Source organism: Flavobacterium sp. ST-158, assembly GCF_058309975.1.
In genome coordinates, this window is record NZ_JBZEEN010000003.1 from 65,502 (window position 1) to 79,266 (window position 13,765).

The following is a 13,765-nucleotide window of genomic DNA, read 5'->3' on the forward strand; positions in this document are numbered from 1 at the left end:
TTGAATTGGTAATAACAGTTTATATTTTATTTGTAATTGTACACTTTGATGTTGTCATACGCTCCTAAAGCACAAGGCATGAGTCTGAATCCCCAATAACCACCTGCTAAAGGTTGATTATCTTTGTAGCTAAAAATCAATTTACCGTCAACTATATAGCTGATTTCATCATTGATTTTTTTGATTTCACAGTGATAGGTTTTATCTGGATTTTTAGAAACAATGTCTTCTCCTTCATACAACAATTTTCTACCTGGAGCTTTCCGAAGATTGGCTGTTTTGCGTTGTGGCTCAAAATATGAGATGCGATAATTATTCAGGTTTCCAGTCATAAGTTCGGTTGAAAGTCCATTACGCTTAGGAAATGTTTCATCAAAAATTCCTTTTCCGTTGGTTCCCAAAGCAGAAAATAATACCATATGCAATGGAGTGGGATAAAGTGCTTTAAAGTCAAATTCGATAGAAAAACTGGATTCGGTTAAAAATTTTTTGTTCCAAATATTAAAGCTGCCTCCATAAAATTGTAGGTCATTTTTGTTTGAATCTGAATCGGTAGTATTATTAACATAATAACGTGAAATATACTTTCCATACTTTTTTTTCATCGCTTTGATAAGGTATGGTTGATATTCTTCGGTATTATTTTTTTTTGAAATCTTTCCTTTATCCATTAACTTTTTTAGCATCTGAAAATGCAAAGGCTCTAAAATTAACATTCCATTTTTGATGTATGATTTTCCTTCTCCTTCCATTTGCCAGTCTTTTAATTCACTATTATTGGTAAATTGATAACTGCAAACTAATACTTTGTTTTTTTCAGTTTGAGCTTGATTGGTAAGGCTAATGAGTAAGAAAATAAAAGCTAGAAACGTTTTATTCATTTGATGTTTTTTAAACATTATTGAGTATAATCAGTTAAGTTTTCCGAATGTAAATAAATGACTAACGGGGATTTACTTATTGTTTTTGGATAGTCTCTTTAAATCCACTATGTTCTACTGTAAAACCATCTTTAAAGGGTTTGTAAATACCATATTTGAAGTAGGGGCCTAATTCGTCGTTTTTACCTATGTCAACGTTTTTGATATCGCACAACACTTTGTCATCCATCCACATTTTAATATACCCTTTTTCTAAAACCCCGTCAGCGTTGTGATTGTATTTACTGTATTTAATTTCCATTTTAAAATGAATCCACTTATTAATAGGCACACTGCTTGTTGGCTCAGAGAATGCCAAGAATCCGGTTTTTCCATTTTCACCAATTACTTTACCTACTGGTACTTTGTTAGGGTATGGTCTGGTTCTGGTTTCACTATCAGATACACGTTCGGCACTGCTGCGAACCAACATATATAAATAAGGCGGACGATAACTCATTTCGGCAATTGGACCTCCTGCAGCTGCATCGACACGCCAACCGTTTGTTTTTTTCGTTTTAATGTTTTTGCCTATGTGTTTATCAAAATACATAGTATCTAGCATTTTTGTCATTTCTTGTATCGATAATTTTACCAACTCTCCTTTAGGATTAATCAGTAATGTGCGGTCTGGTCTGCCGTGGATTTGTGCAATAATTCCACCTTTTGTAGGGGATTCGGCTTCCGGAAATCTGGTATACCAATCGTAAGTTACTATATCACCATAATTACCATGAAATGAATTGATATAGCCTTCATAGATTTTTGATAAGTCTTTGATTTCCTCGTCAGAATAGCCTTTTAGGTTTTCTTTGGTTCCAAATGTTGAAGAAAGTTCAATTCGGTTAGCTTCTCCAGTGCAAATGAACTTATAAACAGGGTTACCGTTATGTTTGTTTTTCATGTCTTCGATAATGATACCTTTTGGTTCTTTATCACCGATAGGAATAAATTGATTGTCCAGAATTTGTTCCGGTGTAGCTATGTCTTTTTGCTCACTTAACCGCCAATTAATATTCCGTATCGTATTGGACTTAGTTTGTTTATTGTTTTGGGCATAAGATGTTGTAATAAAAATGACACTAGCCACTGATAAACAAAGACTTAATGATTTACTTTTTTTCATTTTATATGGTGTAAATTTTTAATAATTTTTTTTAAATACTAAAGAGCATAGATACGCAGGTTTTTAATTTCCTGCCGGGAATGTAAACTTCTAAATCCAAAATATCCCGATGTTAAGGGAGCAGGATCTGAGTAGCTAAAAAACAGTTTATCATTTACCCAAAAACTGGATGTGCCGTTTTTTACTATTATTTTGATATGGTATGTTTTTTCAGCTTTTAGTAAATGTGCTTTATCGGTATATTCTTGTATGACAGGTTTTGATGTGGCATGGTATTTTCTAAAACGAGTAGAAGTGTTATTCCATCCTCCCATACCTACATAATATAATAATAGATCGTCGTATTCTTCAAATTTACCCCTGCGAGAGAACAGCTTTTCGCTTTTTGGGTCACTTGCCATCCAGAATTGGTTTAAATCACTGACACGGTCGTTACATTTATTATCCATTCGTACAATTCTATCGTATTCAATTTGTATGTTGCCATTCAAAACCTTATTTAACCAAACGGTAACACCTCCTTGAGTATCTAGTACCAAAGCGTTTTTATGAGTGTAAACCGTCGAGGTATAACCCAGAATATTTTCGATTTCAGCTATCCAAGTATTACAGTCTAAAGGTTTAGAAAAATCTGATTTATAAATTAGCATGGCTTTCTTTTGTGCCACAGAGCTAGCACTTACCATTAAAAAGAGGATAGAATTTAGTATCGTCTTTTTATATCCTAAGTCAAAAATTGTTTTCATTGTTGCTTTTTAACTGTTTATACCATCTATCAACAGCTTGAAAAAATAATTATTACAGACTCGACGTAAACTTATCGCCATTTGCTTTACACCATTTTTTTAAATAGTTACGCATAACAATGAGTTGTTTTTTGTATGATTTATTTACTGCCAGATTAGTTATTTCTCCCGGATCTTTTGATAAATCAAACAACTGTTCTTTTATTTCGCCTTTATTGTAAACAATGTATTTAAAATCTTTTGTTATTACAGCTCTACCACTAATGCCTAATAGATCTTCGTTATCAGCAAAATCAGTTTCAATCACTAAAGTATCTCGTAGTTTTAAACCAGGATTTTCTATTTTTTTACTGATATCAATACCTTTTAAATAATTAGGTTTTTCTACACCGGTAAAGCCACAAATGGTAGGAATAATATCGATACCATTACAAACCAACATGTCATCAGTTCGGGGTTTCCATTCGCCTATTTTCGAAATGATAAAAGGAATTTTAGCGGCTTCCTCATACAAAACCTGCTTTTGGTTCCAACTATGTCCCGCATTTCCATCGCCATGATCGGCTGTGAAAATAATGATGGTGTTTTTTTCGATATCATATTTTTTTAGCGAAGCCAAAATCATTTCGATATAAGCATCCACTTTCTCTACTAATCGGTTATAAGCCCAGCGGTATTGACGCCATTTTTCCGGAGTGTAATTTACCGATGGATAGGTGCGTAAGCCTACGGTTTTTTGAAGTTCACGTAATATTTTTGGTTCATTGTCCGGAATTTCCCAGTTGGCTGGTAACTCAGGGCATTGATGAGGTGGTGGTGCTTTCTCTAAAACATCCATTTTTAAATCTTCATCCCGTGCCCATTCGCAAATATCATGTGGATTTAAAAAGGAAGCAACCAGTAAAAATGGGTCATTTTTATTTTCTTTAATAAAGCGTGCGCAAAAGGAAGGTGTGGCAGCATCATTATAATCTAAAAAGTTTGTGTTCTCAATGTATTCAAAACCATGTTGGCTTTTCTTAGTAACTGGGACAGGTAAATGCCATTTACCAACATAGCCTGTTTTATAACCTCCATTTTGGAAAATTTTTCCCATCATCAATAAATCATCAGGCCAAAGACCATCTTTCTCTGGTATATTGCCTACGAAACCAGTTTCAAAAGGCATTTTACCACTAAAAATAGCGGTACGAGACGGGCTACATAACGGTTGGGCACAATAAGCTTTTGTAAAGCGAACACCATTTTGCGCTAACTTATCCATAGCTGGTGTATGCAAATCTTTGTTGCCTGCTATACTCATTGCATCAGCAGTTTGCTGATCGGTCATGATGATAAGGATATTTGGGCGATCAGCTGTTTGTGCTACAATTGCCAATGGAAAATTTATCAATCCCAACAGGTAAAAGAAAACTATGTTTTTTTTGAATTTCATAATCTTTTGATTTATACAATTTTAAAGTACAACACGAATTTAGCTATCAATACTTTAAAGCAGTTTTAAATATGTTCAAAATGCTATTAAATTTAGTTAAAGTGTTTATTTACTAATGATTATTTTAACTGATATTATATTTAAGGTTGTTTTTGAATTTTTATTCTTACAGTTATGCTAGTGTATATATTACTTTAATTTTCATAAAAAGGTTTAATCATGTTTGTTAGATTAGAACATTTTGAGGGGGTAAATTACAGATTTTAAGTTTGACTGAAATCAAACGAGTAAAATCATCCCGGATACTGATTAAACAGTAGTAATAATTGTTCTTGTTTTTGTTTGTAGGCTGGATTGTCAAACAGGTTTACTCTTTCTGCAGGATCTTCTGAGAGATTGTACATTTCATTTAGATTTTTACCATCCTTTACAGTTTTTCTTAACTTCCATTCGCCATCTTTTACTCCTTCTAATACACGATTGACATAATAAATAGGCTGGTGCTGTTTATTATAATTTTTAATACTTAAGATATTTTTTACTGATTCTCCGTCAATGGTGTAGGCAGGTAATTTTACTTGTGTCCAATCGGCAATGGTAGGCAGTATGTCAATATTTGCAAGAGGAGTTCTTATAACTTCATTGACAAGAGTATGTCCTTTATAATAAATAATAAAAGGAACACGATGTCCGGCTTCGTAAGAGATTCCTTTTGAACCTTTAAAAATACCAGCGGTTCCAATGTGGTACGGTTGTGTGATTCCGTCTTCAAACATTCTTTGTGGAGCATTTAGCCAAGGACCGTTGTCACTTGTAAAAATAAAAATAGTGTTGTCTGCCTGCCCGTTTTTTTCTAATGTTTTCCAAAGATTCGCAAGTGCTTCATCCATTTCTTCTATGACATTTCCTAACGCTCCACCAGCGGATTGTAAACCATTTTTTTTGGCAGCTAAACCCACAGGAAGATGTGGCATATTATAGGTGAGATAAAGGAAAAAAGGCTTTTTTTGTTTAGCAGATTCGTTAACAAACTTAATACTTTCTTTGCTATAAATAGAAGTCAATATGGTGTCTGCAGGTTTATAAATCTCAGGTTTAGTGTTTCTGAAAATTTTAATGATGGTATCAGTTTGTACATAAGGAGTTCTGTAATCATGGCTGTACATCATACCATAAAACTCATCAAAACCTTGCTTATTAGGCAATGCCGTACCATAATCGCCCATGTGCCATTTCCCTATACATGCCGTTTTATAACCAGCAGGTTTTAACATTTCGGCAATGGTAACCTCTTCATCTTTTAAACAAGGTTTTTCACCTGGACCGACCGGCCATACTAAATCGGTTCTGGTACAATATCTACCGGTAATTAAAGAAGATCGGGAAGGGGAGCAAGTAGGGGATGTTGTTACAAAATTAGTAGCCAAAACTCCTTTTTTTGCCATACCATCAATAAAAGATGTATTAATTAGTGGATTGCCATAACAGGAAAGATCACTATATCCCATATCATCTGTAAGTACAATCACTATATTTGGTTTTTTTTGTGCAACCATTTGTAAGCATATCGTAGAAAAAAGAAATAGAGCCAATAAGTTGGTATTCATTTTTTTAAACATGATCATTATTTTTAATTCGGTTAATTTGTTTTTTCTCAATTTCCAGATTGACAATTGGTTTAATTAAACTTTTTCTTCATTTGTTGATAAGAAAGTAAAGCTTCTAAAAAATAATAATCGGCATAAATTAAACCACCATCTATTTCAGAATTTCTTAAAAAATTTCCAGTAGCATGCTTTAATAAGTAATCTCCTTTTTTACTCGTATTAAGATAGGTGTCAGAAGATAAACTTTTTAAAATCTGTTCTGCAGCTTTAAAATATTTTTCACCATTTTCAGATGATAAAGGCGCTAAACGCAATAAACCAGAAGCTAATATAGCTGCAGCAGAAGCATCTCTAACTGTTGGTATTTGTGGAGCATTGTAATCCCAGTACGGAACCATATCTTTTGGCATATTAGGGTTGTTTAAAATATAGCTTGCTACATTTTCTGCCTGTTCTAAATATTCTTTTTTATGAGTATATTGATACATAAAGCTAAAACCATATAATCCCCAGCTTTGTCCACGACTCCAGGCAGCAGTATTTGCGTCACTATTTCCGTTGTTCCAGTCTCTTTTACGCATTTTTCCTGTTTCAGGATCATAATCTACCACGTGCGAACAGCTAAAATCTGCCCGGTACTGGTTTTTCATGGTTGTATTGGCATGATTAACCGCTATTTTGTAGTAAGTACTGTCATTTGTAAATTCGGTTGCTTTTACCAATAATTCCAGATTAATCATATTATCAATAATTACCGGAAATTTCCAATCTCTTCCTGAATCTGGATTCCAGGACATGATAGATTTTACTGTTGGATTGTATCTTGTTACAGCAGTTTTTGCCGCTTCAATAATCACTTGCTTATACTTATCGTTTTTAGTTAATCGGTATCCATTACCATAACTGCAATAAATCATAAACCCTATATCATGGTCGGTAGTAAAATATTTGTTACTTTCTACCAATGCGGTCGCATATTCGGCTTTTTTAAGGATATTTTTGTCCTTTGTAAATTCGTAAGTTAACCATAAGTTCCCAGGGTAAAATCCACTGGTCCAATCACTGATAGCTGTATATCCTTTTGAGCTAGATCGAGGCATTTTGCCCGTTTTTTTTACTTTTTTTAAAATATTATTCGAATAAATTTTTTCTAAATCAAATATGAAAGCTATTTTTTTATTGCTTAACTCTGATGATTTTTGAGCATATGTATTATTGCCACCAATACTAAAAATTGATAGTAAAATAATACCGCTTGTTAATTTATTTAATCCTTTTTTTTGTTGTTTTATAAATTGTATCATATTGTATTGCTGATTTTTTTTAAAATTAAAATACATTTTTACGCTTCTTAAGCTATAAATAAGTCTCAACATTTAAGAAGCTTTTACTTTTGTTTAAAATGAAATTTATTTAAGTCTTTATTTGTTCTTTAGATTTAGTAATGCTAAATAAAGACATCTGACAGTCTATTAAGTTTGGTTTTCGCTAAAAAACTATCAATTTTGATTAAAACCCATTTTAAATGATGAATATTTACAGGTATTTTTGACCATTGTAGATTTTATGTAAAAAAAATGCAGGGCTTTTTGGCTCTGCATTTATTAAGTTGATCTAAAGAATTTCTGTTTTATCTTTTTATAAGATACTGGATTAGTTGAAACGTTTTATTGGGCTTTAACCAGTTCGATTTGCATGGTTTTACCGTTTACGGTGCTAAAAGTAATTTTAGTATCTGTTCCGTTAACCGTTGTCGTAACACCTGTAACACCTTTTTTTAGAGCCCATTTTCCTGTAAGATTTAAACTCACTTCTTCCGTAATTGGTTTTCTATATAAAAAGGAAGGAGTTTTACTGATGGTATTCCAATCGGGATTTTCGTCCTCTTTAAGTAAACCTAAATTTGGGTTGGTAAGGCTTACTTTTAAATTCCCTCCGGTTATTTTTTGCGTCATAATAACTGATGGTTTGTCTACGTTTTTAACTACATCCGCATTAAATTTTGCAGAAGAATCGAAAACTACATAGCCAAATATACCATCTGGCACATATTGCGCTACGTGCGCTTTTTCATCCTGTTGGATAACGTTAAAATATTTACTAAAGTTATCAGCTAAATCTTTGGTGTTTGTCTCGCCTTTTAGCCATACTGCATAGCGATAGGTAGCAGATGTAGGTGCCACTTTGTGGTTAATGTATGCCTTGGTAAAATTACCAGTGGATGTCGCGGTTTTGCTGTTTTCGTTAAACGAGGTTTGTTTGCCCCTTGTAATTACCACATTGTTGTTATTCACCACAGCTTTAGGCAACACATAGCCATTTCCGTTAGCATCGGTAGCCCAAACGCCACCACTGGTTTGGTCAAAAATATAATCGTTACCAGTTTCGGTTTTTCCGTTTACAATGGATTTATTGTTTGTACCATACGATGTTTGGAACAACGTTGTGTGAATAGGATGAGTGCCGTTTGCATTCTTGATGTCAGAACCGAGGCATAATATTTTATCATTAAAAAAGAAATACGATTTTAAAGCTGTCATTTCAGTAGACAGATTATAGTCTTTATAATCGATAGCAAATACACCCTGATTATCTAAAGATGCGTGTGCTAAGAATGCTTTTCCATTAAATTCACGTGCCTCGCTTTTTGCCATTTCTGCAAAAGGAACATTGGCTACGGTTGTACCCGCTACATGAGCCCAGTCGTAGCCTTCTAAAGTTAAACCGTTCGTTTCCGGAGTTTTTGGAACACCAAGTGTGAGTAATTCCATTGCCCCTGCAGATGAATATTGACCGTAAAGATTGTTTTGATCACTGTTTTCATAATGCCAAACGTTTTTGCTGGTGCCTTTTACACTGGCCTGGTAGCCTTTGTATTTATGAACACTTAAGCCTGCGTACGGAAAACCAAAATGACCTTCCATAATTGGTTTCCCTTCGCTCACTTTTGACAAAACATCATTCATGATTTGCATTCCGGCCAAACCGTTTACCATAATCAAACTTACACCACTTGATTTTATCAGTGCTGTTTTAGTCTCTTCAGATGTTAGATTCCATAATCTTTTAAATTCCTGACCCGCATCTAAATTACCAATTGGATCAGCTTGAAATAAATTAGCAAAAGCAGGTAATAAATCACTAAAAGAAGTATTCTTAGGAAATCTTCCGGTTAGTCCTCTTGGCATTGTAAAATCAGTACTAAATTTTACATAGTTCATGATGGCATTTTTAAGGTTGCTTTGTGCCGATTTGTCCAGTTCATAAACGGTAGATTTAAGTATCATATTCAAAACACTTGCCTGTAGCAGAGCGCTAAGACCGTAGCTATTAGCATAAACACCCCGATGATGAAAAGTCATAAAATCAGGCTTAATACAGTCGTGCCAGCCTCCGCTAATTTGTAGTGCGGTATTATAAAAGCGCCTGAAGAATTCCATATTTATGACTTTATCTTTACTGCTGTCTTCTTGTGCCAAAATATAGCATAGTCTTTGTTGTGATCCTGCCCTGATCATATCTGAATTCATACCGGGATTGGTGGGATATCCCGGTATTCCAATCTTCATACCAAAATCAGGAGCAATATAAGCAGTCAAAGTGTTTAAAGCCTCCATATGATGCTTGAATGTGCCGACTGCTTTTAATTCGTCTTTCATCAATAAAATAGAAGTAGCGTAGGCCGATGTACGCAAAGCGACTCTTGCGCTAACATCCTGACCGGAAATTTCATAGTTAAAATCTGATTTACCATTAACACCTTTCGCTTTTATATAATCGAAAATCATGAAAATACTATCACGAAGACTTTTGCGATGATAGGCAGGATTCGGATTATTTTTTGGTCCTTTTATTTGGTATAAAAAAACCATGCTTGCCAAATGTTTCTCTCCCAGATTAGTAAATAAAGCTTGGTGTTTAAAATTCTTAAAATCCCAAGGAGTACCTGGCGAGGTAAAATTATAATCACTAAAATCTCTTGTTGCAGCCGAATTTCCACTAACAAGGAACTGCTTATACCTTGTTAGTACTTGGGGATTAGTATAATCTGCATTTTCGCCCAACATCCAGTTGACGTATTTTGTTTTAAGGGCGTTAATCTCGGTAAGCTGTGCAAAAACACTTCCATTTAGTAGAAAAAGAAATCCTATCAACAACGATTTTTTTAAAATACGGTTCATATAAATACTAATTACTGCTTTTTTTCTTTATTTCTCATAGCGATAGCGAAATCTTTCCAAATTTGATATTGTTCTGGAGTTAGTATAGTTTCCTGTTTTGCTCTCATTTCTTTGTTAAAAGCTTTTTTCTTTTCTTTTTTTTGTTCTTCAGTTAGTGAAGCATCTTCTTTGATTGCTTTTCCGCCTTTTCCAGTTTCGGCAATTAAATCATGCATTTTTTGTCGGTTAGCATCGCTCAATTTCATTACTGTAAAAATAGAATCTCTCAATTCTCGCATATTTTTCTGTTTGTTCTGGCCAAAGCTAATGGTGGTAATAAAAATCATACTGAATAATACTATAATTTTCTTCATGTTTCTTAGATTTTAATTTTTGAAGTTATATGCTTTCTTTTAATTTAAAGCAAAGACTAAAGCTTCTGTTTTCATTCCCACTAAATTTTTAGGGATTTCTACAATTATGCCGTTACCTTCTTTTTTCCAATTGACGTTCTTAGCCGTTGAAACAAGCTTAATTGTGCCGTTTTTTGTAGGCTGATTTCCTTTCCATTGCACACTAGCAGGAACTGATTCTCCTTCTTTAATACAAACAATAGCATATTTAGTTTTTCCATCTTTTGATTGTGTAAACCAAGTATTGCCATCATTATAATTTTGAGTAATTCGAGTACCATAAATAGCAGCTCCATTTACTTTAAGCCAATTGCCTACTTCTTGCAAAGGTTTCTCGATTCCCTTAGGAAATTCACCTTCCGGTGTAGGCCCCCAACTTAAAAGCATGTTTCCACCTTTTGCCACAATTTCCGCTAGTGTATGAATTACCCATGCTGAAGATTTTATCTTCTCTTCTTCCGGTTTGCGATAGCTCCAGGCTTTAGTAAGAGTTATGCAGGTTTCCCAAGGAGTACTCATTTGTTCTTTTGGTATTTGTTGTTCTGGTGTACGGTAGTTTTCGTATGGTCCATGCACTGTTCTGTCAACTATTATTATACCAGGTTGTTTTTCCCTTGCCATTTTAGCGATACGTGGCATATCTACTTCCTGGTTAAAATTAGGATAGTTAGACCTACCTCTTTTATCAAGTCCCCATTCTGTACGTGCTAATTCACTTTTTAATGCAGGACGAATCCATCCGCCATCCAACCATAAAATATCAATATTCCCGTAGTTTCCTAAAATTTCGCCAATTTGATTGAAAGTGAAATCTTTAAATTTTTGCCATTTCTCAGGATATTTAGCTATGTCATAGTTAATGTTACGACTCGGAGTAGGAAAACGATCCCACCAAAAATCTTGCGAATGCCAATCTGGTTTAGAAAAATAAGCACCAATCATCATTCCCTGTTTGCGGTAAGCATCAAAAATATATTTAGTTACATCGGCCTTAGGATTGTTTTTAAACGGACCATTTGTGATTTTATAGTCGCTCTGCTTGGTATCAAACATATTAAAACCATCATGATGTTTTGTGGTGAAAACTACATATTTCATTCCTCCATTTTTCGAAATTTCAGCCCATTTTTCAGGGTTGAATTTAGTTGGATTAAATTGCTTAGCGAGGTTCCAATACCATTTTTTGTACTCTTCGTAATTTAATGTTGTATCGCGTTTAGGCCAGGGTTCTCCACATATTACCCATGATTCAGGTATGCCTGCCTGAGTATATACTCCCCAATGAAGTAGTACACCCAATTTTAGATCCTGCCATTTATCCAGTTTGTCTTTTACAAGTGGGTCAGTAGGATATTCGTACTCTTTTGATGGATCGTAAATGTCTTCTTGAGCACTGCCCAACAAAGGAATAATTAGTAAAAGAGATATGAAACATTTTTTAAATATCATTTTTTAAAATTTAATAATTAGGATTTTGACGAGTGATACTGCTATTAACATCTCTTTCATTTTGTGGGAAAGGATATAGTTCGTGTTTTCCACTTACAAAATTGCCAAATGAAGGATAGAAATAGTTAGAACGAATTTGTTTTACAGCTGTATTTGTTTCTGTGATTTTATCGGCTAAAATTCCCCAACGAATTAAATCGGCTCTGCGCATACCTTCACCAGAAAGTTCCCAAGCTCTTTCTTGTTGGATAGCTTTTAGGAAATTAGCCTTATCTAATCCCGAAAGATTAATTTGGGAAGCTGTTGGTTTGGTCAGAAGTGTTGCTGTTGCTGTTGCACCGGAACCTTTTCCATCAGTACTGCTAATAGTAACTGTAGGAGCAGAAGTATAACCATCTCCCGAACGCAACATAGCAATAGTACCAATACGACCTCCGCTGGCCATTGTTACTGCAGCTGCAGCTGCATCGCTACCACCTCCGCCAGAGATATTAATTACCACAGTAGCTGCGGATGTATATCCTGTGCCTTGACTTCCTAAAGTAACGTTGATACGACTTCCGGGAATATCCATACCAAAACCTCTTCTTCTTACCTGATTAATGGCATCATAAGCAATAGTGTTAGGGCCATCGTTTAACTCATTTTCTACTTCGGCACGCATTAACAAAAGATCAGAGTAACGCATGATTACCCAATTGATATGAGTATAACTTCTTTCTAAAGTAGAATTAGTTTGATATTCCCGGCTCCATTTAGCCACGGTCCAACTTTCATCTTGTCTACCTGAAAGAAGAGGGATTTTATTTCCAAGATTATTGATAGTATAAGTAGCTATCGAAAAATCTCTTCGTTGATCGGCTGAGTTGAAACTGCTATGAAAAGGTTTTGGGACTAATGATCGGCCTATAGTACCGGCATACAAACCATTTGTTGTAAGAGGTCCATTAAAATAACCTACCCATGATGCATTTCCTTGATTTCCTGCTGGATTGTAAAAAGCTACCTGGAAAATATTTTCTGTAGGTTCTAGCACGTGCTGGCATTGGTTTTTAAAAACTTTTGAGTAGGATGGGTTTAATTTAAAAGGATTGGCATTCATAATATCATTTATTTCTTGTTGTGCCAATACGTAATATTCTCTGTAATTATCAGGACGTTGTATTGTTCCGTCTGCTCTCAGGGAATATCCTCCCGCAAATAAGGCAACTCTGGCAAGTATTGCTTTTGCACCCCATTTATTGATGCGTTCATCAACGGGTAATTCTTCTGGTAAAACCATTGCCGCTTCCTGCATATCTTTTATGATTTGAGCGTATATTTCATAGCGATCTACAAGACCAGCTTTAAAATTATCTCCTGTTTGTGAACTTTTAGTTTTAAAAGGGACGTCTCCCCACAAGCGAACTAACTCAGAATAGTAAAAACCACGTAAAAATTTGGCTTCGCCTAGCATTCTGTTTAATTGATCTTTTTGGCTCTGGTTTCCATTTTTATATAACTCCATTTGAGGTATTTTTTCAATCACTACATTGGCTCTGTCGATCCCAATGTATAACTGGCTCCATACATCAAAAAAAGTATTGGTTTGAGAAATTCCTTGATAGTGAGCAATTGTTCGCCAGTCTACTGTACTTGAACCACTATTTTGAAGAATATCTGTATCAGCATCAAAAATCATTGGAATATTCCAACCATAAGTGTCTAAGGAAGACATTATTTCATAAACGCCTAGAGTTGCCATGTAAGCTTCATTTTCATTAGAGAAAAAATTAGCCGATGTAAAGTAAGAGTAGGGCGTTACATCTAATTGGTTATCACAGGAGTTAAGAGGCAGTATAAGAGAAGATATACCAGCTACCATTAATACTTTTAGGGAAAATATATTGTTTTTCATTTTCTTTAAATT

General features: G+C 34.5%; 10 protein-coding genes. All 10 read right to left on the bottom strand.

Going from position 1 to position 13,765, the window contains the following annotated elements:
* Nucleotides 1–26 precede the first annotated feature (26 nt).
* The 10 genes from AC4FRF_RS06180 to AC4FRF_RS06225 all read right to left on the bottom strand — a co-directional run bounded on the left by AC4FRF_RS06180 (nt 27) and on the right by AC4FRF_RS06225 (nt 13,753).
* Nucleotides 27–881: a DUF1961 family protein gene (locus AC4FRF_RS06180; protein WP_408078877.1), complete on the bottom strand. Its 855-nt coding sequence runs from the start codon at nt 879–881 to the stop codon at nt 27–29.
* A gap of 76 nt (nt 882–957) precedes the next feature.
* On the bottom strand, nt 958–2,046 hold the full coding sequence (locus tag AC4FRF_RS06185) for a polysaccharide lyase family 20 protein (RefSeq protein ID WP_491158618.1): 1,089 nt from the start codon (nt 2,044–2,046) through the stop codon (nt 958–960).
* A 38-nt stretch (nt 2,047–2,084) separates the two neighbouring features.
* A complete protein-coding gene (locus AC4FRF_RS06190; RefSeq protein WP_491158619.1) occupies nt 2,085–2,792 on the bottom strand; it encodes a DUF6250 domain-containing protein in 708 nt (235 codons plus the stop codon).
* Between the two features lie 52 nt (nt 2,793–2,844).
* Nucleotides 2,845–4,227, bottom strand: coding sequence for a sulfatase family protein (locus AC4FRF_RS06195; RefSeq protein ID WP_491158620.1), 1,383 nt, complete (start codon nt 4,225–4,227; stop codon nt 2,845–2,847).
* 293 nt (nt 4,228–4,520) lie between these two features.
* Nucleotides 4,521–5,834 (bottom strand): sulfatase-like hydrolase/transferase, encoded by a 1,314-nt coding sequence (locus AC4FRF_RS06200; RefSeq protein WP_491158621.1) that lies wholly within the window; start codon nt 5,832–5,834, stop codon nt 4,521–4,523.
* 71 nt (nt 5,835–5,905) lie between these two features.
* The gene (locus AC4FRF_RS06205; RefSeq protein WP_491158622.1) at nt 5,906–6,934 is read right to left on the bottom strand and encodes a glycoside hydrolase family 88 protein; all 1,029 of its coding nucleotides are present in this window, start codon (nt 6,932–6,934) and stop codon (nt 5,906–5,908) included.
* A gap of 567 nt (nt 6,935–7,501) precedes the next feature.
* Nucleotides 7,502–10,015 (bottom strand): polysaccharide lyase family 8 super-sandwich domain-containing protein, encoded by a 2,514-nt coding sequence (locus AC4FRF_RS06210; protein ID WP_491158623.1) that lies wholly within the window; start codon nt 10,013–10,015, stop codon nt 7,502–7,504.
* 11 nt (nt 10,016–10,026) lie between these two features.
* Nucleotides 10,027–10,368 carry a hypothetical protein gene (locus AC4FRF_RS06215; protein ID WP_408078891.1) on the bottom strand — a complete coding sequence of 114 codons (342 nt, stop codon included), beginning with the start codon at nt 10,366–10,368 and terminating at the stop codon, nt 10,027–10,029.
* A 39-nt stretch (nt 10,369–10,407) separates the two neighbouring features.
* A complete protein-coding gene (locus tag AC4FRF_RS06220; protein WP_491158624.1) occupies nt 10,408–11,856 on the bottom strand; it encodes an alpha-L-fucosidase in 1,449 nt (482 codons plus the stop codon).
* Between the two features lie 10 nt (nt 11,857–11,866).
* On the bottom strand, nt 11,867–13,753 hold the full coding sequence (locus tag AC4FRF_RS06225; protein WP_491158625.1) for a RagB/SusD family nutrient uptake outer membrane protein: 1,887 nt from the start codon (nt 13,751–13,753) through the stop codon (nt 11,867–11,869).
* Nucleotides 13,754–13,765: the final 12 nt, after the last annotated feature.

What these genes read in the sequence shown, in the direction of transcription:
- AC4FRF_RS06225 (WP_491158625.1), bottom strand. Translation starts at nt 13,753, where the DNA reads ATGAAAAACAATATATTTTCCCTAAAAGTATTAATGGTAGCTGGTATA.
- AC4FRF_RS06210 (WP_491158623.1), bottom strand. Translation starts at nt 10,015, where the DNA reads ATGAACCGTATTTTAAAAAAATCGTTGTTGATAGGATTTCTTTTTCTA.
- AC4FRF_RS06205 (WP_491158622.1), bottom strand. Translation starts at nt 6,934, where the DNA reads ATGCCTCGATCTAGCTCAAAAGGATATACAGCTATCAGTGATTGGACC.
- AC4FRF_RS06195 (WP_491158620.1), bottom strand. Translation starts at nt 4,227, where the DNA reads ATGAAATTCAAAAAAAACATAGTTTTCTTTTACCTGTTGGGATTGATA.
- AC4FRF_RS06220 (WP_491158624.1), bottom strand. Translation starts at nt 11,856, where the DNA reads ATGATATTTAAAAAATGTTTCATATCTCTTTTACTAATTATTCCTTTG.
- AC4FRF_RS06200 (WP_491158621.1), bottom strand. Translation starts at nt 5,834, where the DNA reads ATGAATACCAACTTATTGGCTCTATTTCTTTTTTCTACGATATGCTTA.
- AC4FRF_RS06190 (WP_491158619.1), bottom strand. Translation starts at nt 2,792, where the DNA reads ATGAAAACAATTTTTGACTTAGGATATAAAAAGACGATACTAAATTCT.
- AC4FRF_RS06215 (WP_408078891.1), bottom strand. Translation starts at nt 10,368, where the DNA reads ATGAAGAAAATTATAGTATTATTCAGTATGATTTTTATTACCACCATT.
- AC4FRF_RS06185 (WP_491158618.1), bottom strand. Translation starts at nt 2,046, where the DNA reads ATGAAAAAAAGTAAATCATTAAGTCTTTGTTTATCAGTGGCTAGTGTC.
- AC4FRF_RS06180 (WP_408078877.1), bottom strand. Translation starts at nt 881, where the DNA reads ATGAATAAAACGTTTCTAGCTTTTATTTTCTTACTCATTAGCCTTACC.